The organism is Sporosarcina sp. P26b (genome assembly GCF_002743245.1).
GTDB lineage: Bacteria > Bacillota > Bacilli > Bacillales_A > Planococcaceae > Sporosarcina > Sporosarcina ureae_C.
Window position 1 is genome coordinate 263,157 of sequence record NZ_PDYW01000003.1, and the last position, 18,276, is coordinate 281,432.

Annotated in this window: 21 protein-coding genes; 5 read left to right on the forward strand and 16 right to left on the reverse strand. The window is 44.1% G+C overall.

Annotated features, from left to right (window positions below; translation table 11 throughout):
- Positions 1-98: 98 nt before the first annotated feature.
- On the forward strand, positions 99-701 hold the full coding sequence (gene plsY / locus CSV69_RS05110; RefSeq protein ID WP_099625216.1) for a glycerol-3-phosphate 1-O-acyltransferase PlsY: 603 nt from the start codon (positions 99-101) through the stop codon (positions 699-701).
- A gap of 28 nt (positions 702-729) precedes the next feature.
- Positions 730-1,023, forward strand: coding sequence for a HesB/YadR/YfhF family protein (locus CSV69_RS05115; protein WP_099625215.1), 294 nt, complete (start codon positions 730-732; stop codon positions 1,021-1,023).
- A gap of 21 nt (positions 1,024-1,044) precedes the next feature.
- Here the strand turns inward: CSV69_RS05115 and CSV69_RS05120 are convergent, their stop codons facing one another.
- The 3 genes from CSV69_RS05120 to acnA form a co-directional block, all read right to left on the reverse strand.
- Positions 1,045-1,362, reverse strand: a complete 318-nt coding sequence (locus CSV69_RS05120; RefSeq protein WP_085426190.1) for a hypothetical protein — start codon at positions 1,360-1,362, stop codon at positions 1,045-1,047.
- On the reverse strand, positions 1,362-1,787 hold the full coding sequence (locus CSV69_RS05125; protein WP_099692881.1) for an acyl-CoA thioesterase: 426 nt from the start codon (positions 1,785-1,787) through the stop codon (positions 1,362-1,364). The genes CSV69_RS05120 and CSV69_RS05125 overlap by 1 nt, the downstream gene beginning before the upstream one ends.
- Before the next feature lie 730 nt (positions 1,788-2,517).
- On the reverse strand, positions 2,518-5,232 hold the full coding sequence (gene acnA / locus CSV69_RS05130) for an aconitate hydratase AcnA (RefSeq protein ID WP_085426189.1): 2,715 nt from the start codon (positions 5,230-5,232) through the stop codon (positions 2,518-2,520).
- A 355-nt stretch (positions 5,233-5,587) separates the two neighbouring features.
- Between acnA and CSV69_RS05135 the strand changes: the two genes are divergently transcribed.
- Both CSV69_RS05135 and CSV69_RS05140 read left to right on the forward strand, forming a co-directional pair.
- Positions 5,588-6,136, forward strand: a complete 549-nt coding sequence (locus CSV69_RS05135; RefSeq protein WP_099692882.1) for a cysteine hydrolase family protein — start codon at positions 5,588-5,590, stop codon at positions 6,134-6,136.
- A 139-nt stretch (positions 6,137-6,275) separates the two neighbouring features.
- Entirely contained in the window at positions 6,276-6,530 is a 255-nt protein-coding gene (locus CSV69_RS05140; RefSeq protein WP_085426187.1) for a GlsB/YeaQ/YmgE family stress response membrane protein, read from the forward strand.
- Between the two features lie 339 nt (positions 6,531-6,869).
- On the opposite strand, the gene CSV69_RS05145 is transcribed toward CSV69_RS05140, so the two are convergent.
- The 5 genes from CSV69_RS05145 to CSV69_RS05165 form a co-directional block, all read right to left on the reverse strand.
- Entirely contained in the window at positions 6,870-7,574 is a 705-nt protein-coding gene (locus tag CSV69_RS05145; RefSeq protein ID WP_232319563.1) for a lytic transglycosylase domain-containing protein, read from the reverse strand.
- Positions 7,574-8,164, reverse strand: a complete 591-nt coding sequence (locus CSV69_RS05150) for an SCO family protein (RefSeq protein ID WP_085426186.1) — start codon at positions 8,162-8,164, stop codon at positions 7,574-7,576. Before CSV69_RS05150 ends, CSV69_RS05145 begins: the two co-directional genes overlap by 1 nt.
- A 119-nt stretch (positions 8,165-8,283) precedes the next feature.
- A complete protein-coding gene (locus tag CSV69_RS05155; protein ID WP_085426185.1) occupies positions 8,284-8,412 on the reverse strand; it encodes a YvrJ family protein in 129 nt (42 codons plus the stop codon).
- A gap of 66 nt (positions 8,413-8,478) precedes the next feature.
- Positions 8,479-8,697, reverse strand: a complete 219-nt coding sequence (locus tag CSV69_RS05160) for a DUF2922 domain-containing protein (RefSeq protein ID WP_085426184.1) — start codon at positions 8,695-8,697, stop codon at positions 8,479-8,481.
- Positions 8,698-8,720: 23 nt separating this feature from the next.
- Positions 8,721-8,942, reverse strand: a complete 222-nt coding sequence (locus CSV69_RS05165) for a DUF1659 domain-containing protein (RefSeq protein WP_099692883.1) — start codon at positions 8,940-8,942, stop codon at positions 8,721-8,723.
- A gap of 133 nt (positions 8,943-9,075) precedes the next feature.
- Between CSV69_RS05165 and CSV69_RS05170 the strand changes: the two genes are divergently transcribed.
- Entirely contained in the window at positions 9,076-9,486 is a 411-nt protein-coding gene (locus CSV69_RS05170; protein WP_085133516.1) for a DUF2621 domain-containing protein, read from the forward strand.
- A 487-nt stretch (positions 9,487-9,973) separates the two neighbouring features.
- On the opposite strand, the gene CSV69_RS05175 is transcribed toward CSV69_RS05170, so the two are convergent.
- From CSV69_RS05175 to CSV69_RS05210, 8 genes are all read right to left on the reverse strand, one after another.
- On the reverse strand, positions 9,974-10,507 hold the full coding sequence (locus CSV69_RS05175; RefSeq protein WP_099625210.1) for a CcdC family protein: 534 nt from the start codon (positions 10,505-10,507) through the stop codon (positions 9,974-9,976).
- Entirely contained in the window at positions 10,500-10,829 is a 330-nt protein-coding gene (locus CSV69_RS05180) for a thioredoxin family protein (protein ID WP_085426181.1), read from the reverse strand. Before CSV69_RS05180 ends, CSV69_RS05175 begins: the two co-directional genes overlap by 8 nt.
- 31 nt (positions 10,830-10,860) lie before the next feature.
- Complete coding sequence (locus CSV69_RS05185; protein WP_099692884.1) at positions 10,861-11,571, reverse strand: cytochrome c biogenesis CcdA family protein; 711 nt, start codon at positions 11,569-11,571, stop codon at positions 10,861-10,863.
- A gap of 130 nt (positions 11,572-11,701) precedes the next feature.
- A complete protein-coding gene (locus CSV69_RS05190) occupies positions 11,702-13,474 on the reverse strand; it encodes an ABC transporter ATP-binding protein (RefSeq protein WP_099692885.1) in 1,773 nt (590 codons plus the stop codon).
- The gene (locus CSV69_RS05195; protein ID WP_099692886.1) at positions 13,467-15,227 is read right to left on the reverse strand and encodes an ABC transporter ATP-binding protein; all 1,761 of its coding nucleotides are present in this window, start codon (positions 15,225-15,227) and stop codon (positions 13,467-13,469) included. Before CSV69_RS05195 ends, CSV69_RS05190 begins: the two co-directional genes overlap by 8 nt.
- A 172-nt stretch (positions 15,228-15,399) precedes the next feature.
- Positions 15,400-16,650, reverse strand: coding sequence for a Y-family DNA polymerase (locus CSV69_RS05200; protein ID WP_099692887.1), 1,251 nt, complete (start codon positions 16,648-16,650; stop codon positions 15,400-15,402).
- Positions 16,651-16,851: 201 nt separating this feature from the next.
- The gene (locus CSV69_RS05205) at positions 16,852-17,265 is read right to left on the reverse strand and encodes a pyridoxamine 5'-phosphate oxidase family protein (protein ID WP_099692888.1); all 414 of its coding nucleotides are present in this window, start codon (positions 17,263-17,265) and stop codon (positions 16,852-16,854) included.
- 79 nt (positions 17,266-17,344) lie between these two features.
- Positions 17,345-18,097 (reverse strand): DUF2087 domain-containing protein, encoded by a 753-nt coding sequence (locus CSV69_RS05210; RefSeq protein ID WP_085426175.1) that lies wholly within the window; start codon positions 18,095-18,097, stop codon positions 17,345-17,347.
- Between the last annotated feature and the right edge of the window lie 179 nt (positions 18,098-18,276).

The window sequence follows — 18,276 nt, forward strand, 5'->3', positions numbered from 1 at the left end:
CTATTCTTCATCTTCCTCTAGAATTCTATTATTGTCCAGAACTTATGCATCTGCTACACTTATACTAAAATATTTTATCATGCATAAAGGGGTTCACTATGGAAAATTACTTGATCATTCTGGCAGCCTATTTGCTCGGTTCGATCCCTTCCGCACTATGGATCGGCAAGCTTTTTTATGGAACTGACGTTAGACAGCATGGCAGTGGAAACATGGGGGCAACAAATACATTTCGCGTGCTCGGGAAAAAAGCCGGCATCGTCGTGACATTGCTAGATATTCTCAAAGGAACAGCAGCCGTCCTCTTGCCGCTAGTACCATTTTTCCACGACACAGCGATTCATCCATTACTTCTTGGAATCGTTGCAGTGCTCGGCCACATCTTCCCTATTTTCGCAGGACTTCGAGGCGGAAAAGCGGTTGCCACTTCAGGTGGTGTATTACTTGGCTATAATTGGCCTATATTTTTATTGGTCGTCATTACGTTTTTGATTGCGTTAAAACTAACGAAGATGGTATCGTTAACATCCATCATCGTATCCGTATTGGGACCGATTTACTGTCTCATTTATTATTTTATGGGCGGCGACCTGTATTTATTTTTAGTCGTCTCACTGATGGGCTTCTTCATTTTTTACCGTCACCGCGATAATATGAGTCGAATTAAAAACGGAACTGAACCGAAAGTGAAATGGCTATAGGTACTCTACTGGAAAGGATGTTTACGGCATGAAAATTCACCTGTCCGAACAAGCAATACAGTGGTTTGAAGAAGAAATGGATGTTTCTTCAGGCGATTATATAAAGTTTTACGCACGTTATGGTGGCTCTAGTAAGTTACACGAAGGTTTCTCCATGGGGCTTACGAAAGAAGATCCTGACGAATTAGCGTTCGAAAACGTCATAAATGGTGTTCATTATTATGTAGAAGAACGCGATGTTTGGTTCTTTGATGGGCATGATTTGTATATCGATATGGACTCATCAACTGACGAAATAGCCTTTGACTATCACGTAGCATAATTAAAATGGTAAGCACAACTCTTATAATGAGTTATGCTTACCATTTTTTAATCGTGTTAATTGGTGTAATTGCCCTTCTTGCTTCAAAATATCCACTTGCCGCTCTCCTAGAAGGTCGAAATGTGGATATTCTTCGCGTGCATGGATCCATTCAGGCTGCAATCCGTACTGTTTTCCCCACTTTATGAGCTTTTCGACATCACTGCAACCTGCTTTTGTGACTGTATTGACGGTTGGGAAACGGTCATCTAGCCAGTAATGTGTCAAAAATGCTATTTCTCCACACTTTACCGCATGCTTCCACTCTCTTAATTGCTGTCGATCAATTCCGAACGCCATTAGCCTTCCACTCGCTGAATCTTCGTGTACATAGCGTCCCACTCCGGATGAATTTTACGCATTGATACTGGGCGGAAGCTGTCTTTTTTTACTACTACGTGCTCGGAAACGGCTGTTGCAGCAATCGATCCGTCGGCGTGTAGGATTTCATAACCGTAAACCGTACGGAGCTTGCCGTGCGACTCCACCCATGTTTTGACTGTAATGGTCTCGCCGTATGTAATGGACGTCTTGTACTTCACGGACAGCTCCGTCACGGGCGATAGGTAGCCTTCGCGCTCTAGCTGTGCGTATTCGTATCCCAAGTCTTTGATCAACGTGGTACGGCCAATCTCCATCCAAACTAAGTAGTTGGCATGGTAGACGACGCCCATTTGATCGGTTTCTGCGTAGCGTACTTCGATTTCTTTTTCACTGGTAAACATGTGATCACCTCATGGTCTAGTATAGCGAACGAGAAAGTGGATTGCTTGTGATAGACATTGGAATGGGTGTAAAAATCAGTTAGAAACGCGTTTGGGATTTACGCTTCGGAGGGGGACGCTTTCCTAGAGGGCTTGCGGTGAGCCAACCAGTTCGCAAGCTCTCTTTGGTTGTCTCACCTGTCAAGCTGATCCTCTGGGAGTCGCCCCCTCCTACGCTCCAACCCTAGCTATAGACCGTTGGTACTTTTGGATTTCATTGTAGTTAGTGACTGATTTAGTTATACTCTTTAGCTATGTGAACTTCAGATAAAAATGAGACGCGTGATATGAGGTAGGCTATGAGCGGTTGCGCGGTCTCTATAATCACTTGTCATGTGTCTATGAGCGACTAGGGGTCTTGATAGAGCGGTTAACGGTCGTCATAGAGCACTTACGCGTTTCTATGAGCACTTGACCGAATCTATGAGCGGCAACCGCGATTGCCCTCACTAAATCTCCCCGAATTGAATTTCAGAACACGACAGTAAGTGCAAGGCGACTCCCGATGGATAAGCGTGCGCTTTGAGACCCCGCAGAAGCGAAGCGTACGAGGAGGCTCAAGGCCACGCCCATGGGAAAGCGTCCGCCTGGAACGTCGATCAACGAGTGCTCCCACGTTACGCCCTCACTAAAGCCAATGAAAACGCAAAAAAGATGCCCGGCTAAGCCGGGCACCTTCATCTATTTCTTATTACTTTGCTGCTAATTTATTACGTAGAACCATTTGAAGGATTCCGCCGTGACGGTAGTAGTCCACTTCAACTTCAGAGTCGAAACGTGCTAGTACTTCAAATTCAGTTTCCTTGCCGTCTGGAGCTTTCGCTACTACTTTAAGGATTGAACGTGGTTTTACGCCTTCAGCGATATTAACACAGATTTCTTCTTCACCAGTTAAGCCTAGAGACTCAACGTTTTCACCATTGATGAACTGAAGTGGAAGTACACCCATCATCACTAGGTTAGAACGGTGAATACGTTCGAAGCTTTCTACGATAACTGTTTTGATACCAAGCAAGTTTGTACCTTTTGCTGCCCAGTCACGTGAAGAACCCATTCCGTAGTCTTTACCACCAAGGATAGCTAGACCCGTACCGTCTTCTTGATACTTCATAGCTGCATCATAGATCGGCATAACTTCTTTGTTTGGCCAGTACGTAGTGAATCCACCTTCAGTGCCAGCAGCGATTTGGTTACGAATACGAATGTTCGCAAACGTTCCGCGCATCATGACTTCGTGGTTACCACGACGTGAACCGTACGAGTTGAAGTTACGTGGCTCTACGCCATTTTCACGTAAGTAGATTCCAGCAGGTGTGTTCAAACCGATAGCGCCAGCAGGTGAAATGTGGTCAGTCGTGATAGAATCACCGAACTTACCGATTACACGCAAGCCTTTAAGCTGCTCGATGTCCGCAGGTTCTTTCGAAAGGTTTTCGAAGAACGGTGGGTTTTGAATATATGTTGAAGACTCATCGAAATCGTATAGAGAATCGTCAGTTGTTTCAATTGCGTTCCATGCTTCGTTTTCAGTGAATACGCGAGCATATTCTTTACGGAACAATTCAGGTGTAACTGTAGCGTTCAATACATCGTTGACTTCTTGTGTAGTAGGCCAGATGTCCTTGAAGAATACGTCTTTACCGTCTTTATCCGTTCCGATTGGATCTTTTGCGAAGTCAATGTTCACTGTTCCAGCTAATGCGTATGCCACAACTAGTGGAGGTGAAGCCAAGTAGTTCGCTTTAACGAATGGGTGTACGCGTCCTTCAAAGTTACGGTTACCTGAAAGGACAGATGTAACTAGAAGATCTTCTTCACCAATTGTTTTTTCGATCTCTGGAAGCAATGGACCCGAGTTACCGATACATGTAGTACATCCGTAACCAACTGTGTTGAATCCGATTGTATCTAAGTACTCAGATAGACCTGATTCGTTCAAGTAGCCAGTAACAACTTTTGAACCTGGTGCCAATGAAGTTTTAACGTATGCAGGAGGTGTAAGTCCTTTTTCAACAGCCTTCTTCGCAACCAATCCAGCCGCTAACATTACGTAAGGGTTAGATGTGTTTGTACAAGAAGTGATAGCTGCGATTGCAACGTCACCCGTTTTAAGCTCAACTTTACGTCCGTCTTCGAACTTAATTGTGCCTTTTTTCTCAAGCTCTTTTGGTGTTAAGCCAAAGCCTTGTGTTCCTTCTGGAGCTACAACTGCGTCTTTGAAAGACTGTTGCATTTCAGTCAATGGAATCAAGTCTTGTGGACGTTTTGGACCTGAAAGGTTTGCAGCGATATCGCTAAGGTTGATTTCTACAACTTTAGTGAATGTCGGCTCTTCCTTTTCAGGAGTGAAGAACATATCGTTTTCGATCAAGTATTGCTTCACTACTGCAATGTGTTCTTCGTCGCGGCCTGTTAAGCGCATATAGTTAAGTGACTCTTCGTCAACCGGGAAGAATCCACAAGTAGCCCCATATTCAGGCGCCATGTTTGCGATTGTCGCACGGTCAGCAAGTGGCAATTTAGAAACGCCAGGGCCGAAGAACTCAACAAATTTACCTACAACACCTTGTGCACGAAGGATTTGAGTTACTTTAAGCGCTAAGTCAGTTGCAGTTGTTCCGTCTGGAAGATCTCCAACCAATTTTACACCGATAACTTCTGGAATTGGGAAGTATGAAGGTTGTCCAAGCATTCCTGCTTCAGCTTCGATACCACCAACACCCCATCCAAGTACGCCGATACCGTTGATCATTGTTGTGTGGGAGTCCGTTCCAACTAATGTATCTGGGTATGTTTCGAATGATCCATCTTCGTTTTCAACAGCGTGAACAACGTTTGCAAGATATTCAAGGTTTACTTGGTGAACGATACCTGTAGCAGGTGGTACTGCACGGTAGTTATCATATGCTTTTTGTGCCCAGCTTAGGAACTGGTAACGCTCAGCATTACGTTCGAATTCAAGTTCCATGTTCATTTGTAGAGCTTGTGGCGTACCATAGCTATCTACTTGTACCGAGTGGTCAATTACTAGATCCACTGGAATTTCAGGGTTGATCTCGTTTGGATCTCCACCTAGTTCATTCATTGCAGAACGCAATGAAGCCAAGTCTACTACAACAGGAACTCCTGTGAAGTCTTGTAGAATTACGCGTGAAGGTTTGAATGGAACTTCAGCGTCTGCGTTTTGTACAGTGCCCCATTTAGCTAAATCTTCAACATGGTCGTCCTTGATTACGTATCCGTCGTGTTGACGAAGTACTGATTCTAGTAATACTCTTACAGAATAAGGAAGTTTAGATACTTTTGTTAGTCCTGCTTCTTCTAAAGCTTTCAAACGGTAGTAGTTATACGTCTTGTCGTTTACTGTGAAAGACTGACGGCTATTATGCAAGTTGCTTTTTGCCATTTTTTGTTTCCTCCCTTTATGTACTGAAAGATGAAAAGTTTACATCTTTCCTCTACTCCATCTTAGTATACCAAAGAACAATAGTAAAATACATATAATTTATCTGTACACATAAGAAAATCTTATGACTAATCAAAATATCCTTAAGAATTCTCAATTAGCTAATATGATTCTCAAATAGCCCTCTATTTTTCGATAAAAACAACATAAATTACATTTACTTACTATACAAAATGTTAGAATAGTTTTTATTTATTTATAACTTTGTAGAAAATAATGATCGTTACGGTGTCTTTACATATGTTTAGACATCGAGCCGCCACTATGACAAAATGAAGAAAAGGAGTGGATTTGTATGAATAAAGCTTTGCTAGTAGTAGATTACACAGTCGATTTCGTTGCAGAAGACGGTGCACTCACTTGCGGTGATCCAGGCATCGCGCTTGAAGAGTATATTGTCGATGTCACAAAAGAGTATGTCGAACAGAAGCTTCCGGTATTCGTCATCAATGACCTGCATGAAGTGGATGATCCTTATCATCCTGAAAGTGCACTATTCCCTCCTCATAATATCCGAGGTACGGAAGGCCGCCACTTGTATGGTAAATTACATGATCTGTATACGAAGCATTCAGACGATATCATCTGGATGGACAAAACACGTTACAGCGCATTTGCTGGAACGAACCTCGATATCCAATTGCGTTCACGCGGAATAACCGAAATTCATCTCATGGGTGTCTGCACGGATATTTGTATTCTACATACCGCTGTCGATGCGTACAACCTCGGTTACACGATAGTTGTTCATGAAGGAGGCGTCGCAAGTTTTAATCCAGCAGGTCACGAATGGGCGCTTTCGCACTTCCAAAACACACTAGGCGCAACGGTTATCGCCAAGTAAACTGATCATGAGTTCAGCAGGTAATTTCACCTGTCTGAACTTTTTTTATCGAAAAATGTTTGATGTATGAAAAAGTCGGTAATACAAAGACTAAGCGAGAGCTACATAACGTCACATACTAAAAAAGGAGATGAGCAACATGAGCTTTTTATGGTTCTTAATTATCGGAGGTATCATTGGTTGGTTAGCTGGACTTATTGTAGGTAGAGATATTCCCGGCGGTATTATTGGTAACATCATTGCAGGTATTGTAGGTGCATGGATTGGTGGTGCACTATTAGGAGAATGGGGTCCACAGATCTCTAGTTTCTATTTCTTACCCGCTTTAATCGGTGCGATTGTACTTGTATTCATCGTAAGCTTGATTATGAAGAGTATGCGCAAAGCATCATAATTTACACATCAAACGTGGAGTCACCTTTTGGGTGGGCTTCACGTTTTTTTGTTTTAGCAGAGGGATTGGGAGATGTGAAGGTGACGTTGATCGACTTTGCGTCGTGGATGAATCGCTTGGATCGTTATAACGCTCTAGGCGATCATAGATTCACTTGAGCGCTCTTAGAATCCCATAACCGCTCTATGTCACGCGATTTTCGCTCTATCCTCCCCGCTAACCGCTCTATCTGGCTACGCGAGTGCTCTATCAGCTTCTTTAACCGCTCATAGACCCACTCATTCCATCAACAAACTAAAAAACGCAGAGCCACCGAAGTTCGGTTGTTGGCTCTGCGTTTTATTTTTTCGCTTGTTTTTCTGATGCTTGGCGTTGCTCCTCAAACTCATGGTAGTACCATAAGACATCTTCTACATACTGATCACTGCGGTTATAGTTGAACACTGCTTTTTCTATATTGCCGTCAGCCGCCCCGCTATCCGACAGATAATGCGCTGCGCTGAAGATGGCGTCTTCTATGTCGAATGGATCGGCTATTCCGTCACCGTTCGCATCGACGCCATAGCCACCGTACTCCTTGATTACTGCTGGATCGATCTTGTCCCGTTCAGGTATATCTCCCTTGCCTAACTCCTTACAGCCGGGATAGTCCCAGCCGACGAAGGTGCATGGCATGAACTGCATCGGCCCTTCTGCCCCAACCGGTGAGACGTCGGTTTTCATCGTGGAAAACCTGGTCTCTATACGGTGATGCGCCGCAAGCAACGTCCAAGGAATGCTGTATTTTTCAGCCGCCGCGATATAGATTGGAATAAATTCCTGTGGGACAGCTTCTCCCGTTTTGCGGTCTTGAATATGAAATAATGCCGTAGCCGTTTCTGCAATCGTGTCGTGTTTTCCGAAATTCACCCAAAGAATGGCAGAAATCGTAAAGAGTGTGACAGCAACAGGAACTAATAAAACCAAAAAAGCGACCATAACGCGTCCCGATCGACTAAGCCTCTTCTTCTTTAATTTCTTCATTGCCTCACCCCTTCCGTTCATCACTTGCCTTCTTTGATGAGTGCTTTAATGTCTTTTACGATTGTATCATATTGTACGTCTTCGTTCCCACCATATAATTTTACCACTTCATTGTTTTGATTGACCAATCCAAATGAAACGCCATGGAGTACTTGATCATCGTTCGGAATTTGCTTTACTAATTGCTTAAACGATGAAGCTGCAAATTTTTCAATCGTTTTCATATCGTATCCTGTCAGCATTTGCCATTTACTTTCATCTGGCGCGCTGAACAAGTCGAGATACTTTCCGAGTTCTTCCGGTGTATCTACGTCTGGATCTACACTGAATGACACAATGTTGTAATCCTCGATCTTATTGTCAATTAATTTTTCCTGTAACGTGACCATATTGCTCATCATAGGTGGGCAAACAGTTGTACACTTCGTGAAGACGAACTGTGCAAGCCATACGGAGCCTTCCAAATCTTTATCGGTTACTGTTTCATTGTTCTGATTGGTAAACTCAAACGAATCTACCTTGTATTTATGATCTGGTTTAAATCCGCCACCACAGGCACTCAACATCAGCACAAAGATCAATGTAACCGGTATTAAAAACTTTTTATACATATTCGATTCCCCCACCTTTAACTAATGACTTTATCATAACGAAAGTTCACAAGTCATACAAGGTGAAGGTGTCTTCCATTTTGGCTAAACCATGGCGGATTCATGAAGTTCCTATGAAGTTATCGGTTTTTGATATCTGAGAGAACGCCATGGATCGCTTCTAGTTTGACTTCCAATCGATGTAACAGATAGAACGATACGAAAATCGGGAATCCGACATCTTGTATAAGCTGTAACCAGTTCTCCATTGTCCACTCCTCCTTTCATTCAATAAAAAGCCGGCTTCCAGTACGAGACTGAAAACCGGCAGCGTGTTATCGATTCACGAGCATTTCTGTATCGCGCGCTATAATACGCGCACTTTTGATTTTGGCGAGCGGGGATTCTTCAATGACGAAGATGTTGTTTGCGATCACTTGTTGCATAACGGCTTCCACTTGTGCCTCCGTAATACCCGTGTACGGTTCGTCTACCGTTAACTTTACCGGTTTATTCGCCGCGGTTAAGAATGTCAATTCCAATACTTTTGCCATGTGCGTTCTCCTCCTTTACGGTTTTATTTATGAAGATCTTCTGTTACAACTTTCTCAAGCTGAATTAATGGATAGCTAGATAATGATGCAAGTTGTGTCAAAGCGGTGTACATATTCGCCGGTGTTGCGTCGTCGTTGATGAATTTGTACGTTTTAATCTTGCGAATGAAGTGACCTTTCTCGTTTACGCCTGCGTTAAAGTGAACCTTTGCCGTAGCCTGGCTGAATTCTAGTCCTGCTGCCATGTCTATCACCTCCTTTCATCCGCTATATAGAGACAAATGACGAAAAGGATACGTTAGTAGTGAAATATTTCTCAATTGCTTTTATAATGGAAGATAGAATGGAAGAGGTGAAAAAACCGTGCCAGACCTATTTATGTGGTTTATTATATTTTGGGGTATTGTGATGATCGGCTTATTCGCTATCGGCGGATTCTTCATGTTCCGGAAGTTCCTGAAAGTATTGCCGAAAGAAGACGGAAAATCGACGTTGGATTGGGAAGAGCATTATGTCAACGAGTCGTTGCATTTATGGAATGACGAAGCGAAGAGTATGCTCAACGAACTGGTTACGCCTGTGCCGGAGTTATTCCGTGATGTGGCGAAGCAGAAGATCGGTGCCAAGATCGGCGAGATTGCGTTAGAAGACCGTGCCAAAACTATTGAATTTGATCATATTATCAAGGGCTATATTCTGGCTACACCGAAGCGCGACCATAATTTCTTGCGCAAGAAGCTCAAGCAGATGGAAATTGATATTCAGCCTTATGAGCACTTATTTACGTGACTATGCAAAAACAGGACGTCCCTATTGATGGGGCGTCCTGTTTTTTGGTTTTGAGTAATTAAGTTCAAGTTCATAAGTTCAGTGAGTTAGGGGGCTACGTCATGGGAAAGCGTCCGCCAGCTTCCGCTTCCATCCTACGTTGATAGTGTGAGTACTTAGATCACTCACTAGAGCCTATGCGTGAATTATTGTTGTATCTTGACTTGTTCTAGTTCTAGTTCTATTTCTAGTTCTAGTTCAAAATAGATTATAAGTCTAACTTTAATGCACAACAAAAAGTATGTTCCACTTACTTTGCAAGGGATTGGCGCGTAGGAGGGGCGACTCCCAGAGGATCAGCTCGACAGGCGAGACAACTAAGAGAGCGCAGCGAACAGTTGGCTCACCGCGAGCCCTCTAGGAAAGCGTCCCCTCCGAAGCACAAATCCCCTCCCCAAAACTACCGCCAGCCTCTCCCCCTTCATTTCCATTGCAAAAAAAGAAGCCGTCACAAGGACGACTTCTTCATTACCATACTCTTCTCAAGCATCTTATACTTCACCAGCATCCCGATCCGCCATGGCAGAATCATCGAGAACGCTAGGATGAAGAACATGCCGCCGAGCTCGCCGACGTCGATCGAGTTACTCAGCACAATTTTACCTACCATGCGAATCACCAGCAAGCTGAGCAGAATAATCAAAAACGCCTTCGACTTCTTCAAATAAATTCCGTCATGCTTGAGCTCGAACTTCGTCGTATAAATCAAGAACGTGGAAAATATCACGCCAACCAAACTCGCTTCGACTACTTGCGTCCACGGCACCTGGAACTCGTCGAACAAGAACATGAACATTCCCGTCGACATGAACAGTGGCGGTAAAATAATCTTCTTCGCCTGAATCGGCTTATTCGACGCCTTCGCCCGCATCGTGTAGACGAATGTCGTCATCACGAGAAAGACGACCGTTGAACCGATAATCAAATAGATTGAAGGAATAGTGGTAAAAACATAATCTATCATTTCTTGTATCTTATTCATCTACGTTCCCCCACTGCACTAGCTCATCGAGGCGTCTTTTCAACTCATTCATTGGCACGATTCGTGCGAAACGCGTCAATTCTTTCTGTTCGTTAAATAATAAGACGACCGGCGCAGTAAAGAGTGACAACTGTCCCGCCATTTCTGGAACTTCCGCTGCGTTAACACGATAAAAATCGAAAGGATAGTCGCTTTCGAGTTCCGCCACCTGCGGGTAAAGTCCTTCACAAACGGAACAATTATTGGTCTTCACGAACAATAGAAACTGTGGCGTCTCTTTCCATATATGTTGCCACTCTTCAAAAGAAGTAATTTCTTTCATACTACACCTCTTTTCTGCTTACCAGACTAAATTAAAATCCTTGGAAATCCCCAAATATCGGGCTTAACAAACTTGTGAAATAGACCATTCCGTTGAAGAACAGAATAATACCGAAAATGATCATCAAGTAACCACCGACTTTGGTAATGGTCATACTGTGTTTGCGAATCCAGCCAATTCTTGTGATGAAGAAAGACAAGAAGAAGAAAGGAATAGCAAAGCCGAGTACATACAACATCATATACAACATACTAGATCCTGGATTGGATGCTGCTAGGTAGATGATAGCGCCGATGATCGGCCCCATACATGGCTGCCATCCAGCTGAAAACGCTAGACCGATCAGCGCGGTACCGAGATAACCCGCAGGACGATTCTTAAATTGCAATTTTTTCTCTTTCATAAGGAATTCCGGTTTGAATAATCCAATCGTCATCAATCCAAAGATAATGATGAAAATCGCACCCAGCTGACGAATCAAATCTTGATATTGTAAGAAGATCGATCCGATAAATGATGTACTGAATCCTAAGATAATAAATACAATCGAGAATCCGAGTAAAAAGAATAGCGTATGCAGCATACCTGCACGGCTCATTCCCTTTTTCTTATCCCCGAGGTCATCCAGTGACATGCCGGTGATATACGATATAAAGGCCGGGTATAGTGGTAATACGCATGGAGAAATAAAACTCAGGAAACCTGCTCCAAACGCAAAGAAAATATTAACATCCGTCCCCAACAAAATTCCTCCTTTAACAGTAGGACAAGTAGAATGTCGGCAATCGCCAACATTCCCACTCTATCGTACCAAACAAAAGGCTAGATTACGCTTCATTAGATTGTGAAATCTTTTTGACAATCGTGCATGCTTAATCTTGCGTACCATTCTGCAATTCGTACATTGTGTAATACAATCCCTTTTGCGCAAGTAACTCTGCGTGTGTTCCCCGCTCGACAATTTCGCCGTGGTGGAGTACAAGAATTAATTCGGCATCAGCGATTGTACTTAGACGGTGAGCAATCGCAATCGTCGTACGTCCTTCGCGCATTTTCTCTAGACTCTTTTGGATCGCGACTTCTGTTTCCGTGTCGATGTTCGCTGTCGCTTCATCCAGCACGAGCACTTTCGGATTCATCGCAATCGTCCGCGCAAACGCGATCAATTGACGCTGACCACTTGATAATGTCGAGCCGCGTTCTGTCACTTTTTGTTCATAACCGTTCGGCAACTCTCCAATGAAGTGATCGGCTTGGACGAACTCTGCAGCTTCTCGCACGTCTTCATCTGTCAACTCTTCGTTATGCAGGCGGATGTTGCTTGCGATATCACCATAAAACATAAATGGATCTTGCAGGACGAGTCCTACTTTATTCCGCAGTTCTTCTATTGGATAGTCCTTTAGCGATACGCCATCAATGAAGATGTCGCCGCGCTCGTATTCATAGAAACGCATGAATAGATTGATAATCGAACTCTTTCCACTTCCTGTATGACCGACAAGTGCGACCGTTTCGCCTGCATTCGCGGTAAAGGAAATGTCTTTTAGTACATCATTTTTGCCGTCGTAACTGAACGTTACATTACGGAATTCGATCGTACCTTCTTGAATCTCTTGTGTAGATGCTGCTTTTTGTTTCGGTTCAATTTCCGGATTATCGATCAACGCGAATACTCGTGACGCAGATACAATCGCTTGTTGGAACATCGACAAACGTTGCATCACTTGATTGATCGGCTGGAATAGGCGTCTTAGCAACGTAGTAAACGCATAGATAATCCCGACATCGACGACCGATGTAAGCGAGGCCGTTCCGAAATAACTCAGTACTGCCACGATAGATAAGGCATACATCAAGTCGATAAACGGCCCAAGCATCAAGCTATCGAAACGAATATTTCGCAGTCCGACGCGGTAATGTCCTTCATTGACTTCAATGAACTCGTCAGACAAGCGCTTCTCCTGGCGAAAGGCTTGAATCATGCCCATACCGGATAAGGACTCGGAGATTTTCGCATTCAACTGACTGAGCCGTTCTCGGATATCTTGATAGAAGTCTGCACTGTAATAGCGGTAGACCGATACAAGAATGAGGAATAGCGGCAACAGGATCAGCGTATAGAGCGCGAGTTTTCCGTCTAGCGTAAAGAGCGCAATGTAGACGCCGACAATTCCGAAGATCGCCTGCATGAACGTAACCGCCACACTGACGAACATTTCCTTGATTGATTCGGTATCATTCGTTACACGTGAAACGATTCCGCCAGCTGGTGTCTGATCGAAGTACCGCAGTCCAAGCTTCTGAACTTTCGAGAACGCATCGATACGGATTTGCTGGATGATCGCGAGTGCGAGCTCTTGGAATCGCAATGTTTGGAAATACGACCCGACAATATTGACGAGTTGTAGTCCGATGTAGATCAGTGCAATAATCCATACTTCTTTCGCTGGGAAGTTTAGAGGTACGACATAGTCATCGAGGAATCGTTGGATCACTAGAGGTCCAAGAATCGTCGATGTTACCGTCAACAGCAATAATAGAGTCGCGATCAGTGCACTTTTCTTCATCGGCAAGACGTATTTCGCTAGCCTCATGAATGTTTTGAACTGATCCCTGGCGGACATCTTCTGTTTGTTATTCATCTGCGCCGCCTCCTTGCTCTACGATCGACTCTAGCTGTTGCAGATCGTACATTTCTTTATATATTCCGTTTTGTGCGATTAAACTTTCATGGTCGCCAATTTCAACGACTTCACCTTCATCAAGAACAATAATCTGATGAGCGTGCTGGATCGCACTTAAGCGGTGCGACGTAATGATAGTCGTCTTACCCGTTCTTTCTTCTTTCAATGAACGAAGAATCGCTTCTTCTGTCCGAGCATCGACGGCGGATAATGAATCATCCAGCAATAAAAGTTCCGGATCCATAAGCAACGCACGTGCAATCGACACACGCTGACGCTGTCCACCGGATAATGACACGCCACGTTCTCCAACCATCGTCTCGTAGCCTTCTTCAAATGTCAGAATGTCCTCGTGAATATGCGCGGATTTCGCAGCCGCCACAATTTTCTCTGGATCAATCTTCGGGTTCGTAAAGGCAATATTTTCACCGAGTGTCGTCGAGAACAAGAAATGGTCTTGTGGCACATAGCCGATTGCTTGGCGTAAACATTCTTTCTTATACCGCGTGATCGGAATGCCACCATACGTAATCGTTCCTGTATACCCTTCGAATTCTCGCATTAATAACTTGAGAATTGCGGTTTTCCCTGAGCCGGTCTTTCCGATAATGCCCAGTGTTTCCCCTTGCTTGATCGTAAAGTGTAAATTGCGCAACGATGCCCGCTTATCATCTGGGAACGAGAACGTATCGAGAGCGAAGACGATATCTCCGTGCGGTAATTGACTCACCGCATTCGGACGATCTTGAATGCCTTGCTCAACCGAAAGCAAATCTTGAATTCGGCTGTACGACGCATTTCCTCGTTCAACGATATTGAACAAGAAACCAATCGCCAACATCGGCCATGTCAGAAGTCCTAAATAGGAAGTGAACGCAACCAAATCACCGATCGACAATTCACCCGACATAATAAAACGTGTCCCGAAATAAAAAGATAGGACGTATGAGATCGCGAAAATTCCGGCAATCGTCGGATCAAACAGCGCATCGACTTTCGCCACACGCATATTTTCCTTGACGACTTGTTCCGAACGTCTCGTGAACGATTCAACATCTTCCTTTTGTTGACCGAACGTCTTTAGCACTTTGATACCTGAAATACTCTCTTGTGCTTTGTCGTTCAAATCGGAAAATGCTTCCTGCGCTACGCGGAATCGACTACGTAATAATCGTCCATAATAACTCGTCAGGATAATCATCACGGGAATCGGCACGAGGGCGATCAACGTTAATTTCCAACTAATTGAAAAGCCCATCATGAGGATGACGAATCCACCTGTCGAAATCGAATCGAAAAGTGTCAGAATCCCTGTACCTGCCGTTTGCTGCACTGCGTTGATGTCATTCGTTGCGTGTGCCATCAAATCCCCTACGCGTCGTCGCTGATAAAATGAAGGCGACATGCGTGTGAAGTGTATAAACAGCCGTTCTCTCATGACGCGCGCGAGATACACAGAGGATCCGAAAATCATCACACGCCATACATAACGCAAGACATACATCAAGACGCCTGCCACAATCAGAATAATCATCCAGCGTGTCAGCATGGCTCCGGTCAGTTCATCTTTCGCCACCGCATCGACAATATAACCGATGATTTTCGGGGGTGCCAATTGCAGTAACGCGACAATCATTAGCGCGGTGATCCCTATGCTGTACTGTTTTTTTCTCTCGGAAAAAAACCAGCGTAAATCCAGTAATACTTTCACTGGCTTTCCTCCTTTGATCTGCATTGCATCGATTGCAGTATTTTTATTGGTGCTTGCTATTTGATTTTAGCAAAGTTCGTATCATATCGAAAGTTACGGAACTTGAATGTTTCAGTTTCTGAAGTATATTATCCGTACTCCACTAGATCCCTTAGTCCATTTGCTAGTTTCTTCACTTATAATGACCGCCAATTAATTGATTTCTCCTATAGGCTGTACCGCCTGGCGTAACGGAAACCGCGCGAAGAATGGCAGCTGATCCGTACTTCACACGAATTTCATCCATCACTTGACCGATTTTTTGCTGTTTCCAGTTCGAAGGTTCGAATAAACTCAGCTGGAAACTGTCGTTTTCTTCAAGATTCGACAAGTTAACGGAAATATGGCGGACGGGTCTGCCATCATGGAACGTTTCAAACAGTTCTTGGCACACGCGATAAATCGCCAGCGTTTCATTCGTCGCTTCCGGCAGCGTTTTTCGTCGCTGGAAGCCGCCACCTAACGCGTGCTTCGAATAGCCAAACGACAACGTGATCGTACGTCCTTTCTTTTTTGCAAGGCGTGCGCGCATCGCGGTATCTTCACACATCTCAAGCAAAACGGCTAATACTTCGTCCGCCGTCGTATAATCGCGCAACAACGTCTGACCTTTGCCGTAACTCACTTGCCCCTCGATCAAGACGGAACCAAGTTCGGAATAATCGATGCCATGCGCGTGATAATATAATTGATTGCCCATCACACCGAACTTCTTCTCCAAGTTTTCGAGTGGTGTATGCGCGAGATCACCGACCGAGTAAACGCCCATGTCTTCAAGCGTTCGCTCCACTCTTCTGCCGATCCCCCACATTTTATGAAGCGGGGCAACTGGCCACAACTTCTCCGGCACGTCTTCATACGTCCAGTGCGCGATCCCTGTTTTCTTCGCTTCCAAATCCAGCGCAAGTTTCGACAGCAACATATTCGGCCCGACGCCGCAAGCTGAACGCAACTCGAATTGCCGATACAACTCGTCTTGGATCCGGAAAATCAAATTCTCGAGAGGCCCCCAAAGCTTTTCGGTGCCCGTAAAGTCCACAAAACTTTCATCGATACTATACACATGAATCGCTTCTTTTGGCACATAGCGATTCAATAATCTCGTCAACTCCATCGAGACATCTATATAAAACTGCATTTTCGGTTCAATCAAACGAATGCTCGGATCGTCCGGAATCTCATACAAACGCATGCCAGTCGTAATGCCGAACTCCTTTTTCAGTGGCGGTGAGGCAGCTAACACGACTCCGCCTTTGCGCTCGATATTACCGACGATCGCAATCGGCACCTTCATGACGTCGAGCCCTTCCATTGCCGCAGCACAACTCGCGTAGAAGCTACGCATGTCAAGACAGGCTATTTTTTTATTTGGTAACGGCTTCATATGTCGTTCACTCCTCAAAGGAACAAGTGTTCTTATATAGAGTATACCCGCATTTGACCTCTTTAAGCAATGGAAATCCGCGGGTTTTGCACATATTTTTGGCTAACTTGCCAGCTACATAAAAATATCCCGAAAGTGGGAGTATAACCTCTCACTTTCGGGATATAGTATTCAACTATACTTTTATAGCCTACTCATTATTTACAGGGAAATATCTTCTGGCGGTTGGCCTTTTTTGTTCATCAAACGGATCGCTTCCGGTTCGATTTTCAAAATAACCAAATTCGGATCTTCTGGTCCATCAAACCATGCTTTCATATGATCGTTCCAGATTTTTTCCTTCAATGACTCATCATCGGAAATCGTTACATGGCCAGAATATTCCACGTACGCATCACCGAATCCTTCACCGTCATATCCAAGTAGAATGTGCGTGTTGGGATTATCCTCCAGCTCATCCACCTTTTCCGTTTTCTTATTAGTAGGTGTATACAATGTCAATCCATCACTCATGAATGTCATGTAGCGGCTATACGGCTTGTTGTTGTCCACCGTTGCCATTGTGCCCGTCATACTTTCGTTCAAAATTTTAATCACTGTGTCTTTTGCAGTCATTTACTTCCGCTCCTTTCGCGATTACTCCTAGTCTTCCCACCTGCATAATTTCTAAACCTGATAACATTCAAACGGAAGCTTACTTTAGCCAATATTGATTGCCGTTACGCGTCTGACCGAAATAGCCATATTCGGTTAAATAATTACGCAATGTAATGAAATCTTCATGTATTGTTGACAGCAGATCATTCACTTCATGCTTACTGTACGAAATATCTCCGTCAAAGCGTTTACTGATTTCCTGGACAATAATACGTCGCTGTTTTTCTGTCGCTGGCATCTCTTTTAACTGACCATCCATTCCATCAGGGAAAAACGTTCGCAGTATCGCTTGCTGTTCTTCCTCCGCAACCGAATGATCATCATGAAATAACTGCGATGCTTTATGTGGCGGAATGAAAGCCGGAACGTATTGTTCTCGCTCTCTCAATAACTCCATCATCGCAAGAAACACTTTCGCCTGACGTTCTTTTTCTTTCAACGCAAACCGATGATGCCGAACCGTCGTCGCACTGCCGATCTCCAATTCTTCCTGGATATCCTTATCGCTTTTCCCTTGATAGAATAAACGCAATAGATCCCCTTGATGATCCGTAATCCCCGACCATTTCTTATCGAGCTCAAGCAAATACGCAAACACCGACTGATGGGAATGTTCGATATGTACATGCATAAATCGCTCCGCTTCATACAACGCATTCTCGTACGGATAAATCACGCCTTTTTCCATTTGCTTGCCACATAACAAACAATCATACGAAGTGTTGCTCTCTATATAACCCTGCTTTAATTCATCTAATGAAGCCTCCCAGAACGTTTCAATGATTTCCATGTAGTACGCACTCCTATCATCTTTTTAGTTATCACAAACAAATCCGATGATTGTTTGTTCGTTAACTCTTATGATACCTCTTACAATTCGTAACTTCAATAGTGTTCCAAACAATCAACAGCTTTGTTTGCTATCGTGTTTATCATACTGTCTGTACAGTCGCCAAACAAAACTGCCCG

Bases quoted from the DNA above. Each gene is read 5' to 3' on its own strand.
- plsY (WP_099625216.1), top strand. From the start codon at position 99: ATGGAAAATTACTTGATCATTCTGGCAGCCTATTTGCTCGGTTCGATC.
- CSV69_RS05115 (WP_099625215.1), top strand. From the start codon at position 730: ATGAAAATTCACCTGTCCGAACAAGCAATACAGTGGTTTGAAGAAGAA.
- CSV69_RS05120 (WP_085426190.1), bottom strand. From the start codon at position 1,362: ATGGCGTTCGGAATTGATCGACAGCAATTAAGAGAGTGGAAGCATGCG.
- CSV69_RS05125 (WP_099692881.1), bottom strand. From the start codon at position 1,787: ATGTTTACCAGTGAAAAAGAAATCGAAGTACGCTACGCAGAAACCGAT.
- acnA (WP_085426189.1), bottom strand. From the start codon at position 5,232: ATGGCAAAAAGCAACTTGCATAATAGCCGTCAGTCTTTCACAGTAAAC.
- CSV69_RS05135 (WP_099692882.1), top strand. From the start codon at position 5,588: ATGAATAAAGCTTTGCTAGTAGTAGATTACACAGTCGATTTCGTTGCA.
- CSV69_RS05140 (WP_085426187.1), top strand. From the start codon at position 6,276: ATGAGCTTTTTATGGTTCTTAATTATCGGAGGTATCATTGGTTGGTTA.
- CSV69_RS05145 (WP_232319563.1), bottom strand. From the start codon at position 7,574: ATGAACGGAAGGGGTGAGGCAATGAAGAAATTAAAGAAGAAGAGGCTT.
- CSV69_RS05150 (WP_085426186.1), bottom strand. From the start codon at position 8,164: ATGTATAAAAAGTTTTTAATACCGGTTACATTGATCTTTGTGCTGATG.
- CSV69_RS05155 (WP_085426185.1), bottom strand. From the start codon at position 8,412: ATGGAGAACTGGTTACAGCTTATACAAGATGTCGGATTCCCGATTTTC.
- CSV69_RS05160 (WP_085426184.1), bottom strand. From the start codon at position 8,697: ATGGCAAAAGTATTGGAATTGACATTCTTAACCGCGGCGAATAAACCG.
- CSV69_RS05165 (WP_099692883.1), bottom strand. From the start codon at position 8,942: ATGGCAGCAGGACTAGAATTCAGCCAGGCTACGGCAAAGGTTCACTTT.
- CSV69_RS05170 (WP_085133516.1), top strand. From the start codon at position 9,076: ATGTGGTTTATTATATTTTGGGGTATTGTGATGATCGGCTTATTCGCT.
- CSV69_RS05175 (WP_099625210.1), bottom strand. From the start codon at position 10,507: ATGAATAAGATACAAGAAATGATAGATTATGTTTTTACCACTATTCCT.
- CSV69_RS05180 (WP_085426181.1), bottom strand. From the start codon at position 10,829: ATGAAAGAAATTACTTCTTTTGAAGAGTGGCAACATATATGGAAAGAG.
- CSV69_RS05190 (WP_099692885.1), bottom strand. From the start codon at position 13,474: ATGAATAACAAACAGAAGATGTCCGCCAGGGATCAGTTCAAAACATTC.
- CSV69_RS05200 (WP_099692887.1), bottom strand. From the start codon at position 16,650: ATGAAGCCGTTACCAAATAAAAAAATAGCCTGTCTTGACATGCGTAGC.
- CSV69_RS05205 (WP_099692888.1), bottom strand. From the start codon at position 17,265: ATGACTGCAAAAGACACAGTGATTAAAATTTTGAACGAAAGTATGACG.
- CSV69_RS05210 (WP_085426175.1), bottom strand. From the start codon at position 18,097: ATGGAAATCATTGAAACGTTCTGGGAGGCTTCATTAGATGAATTAAAG.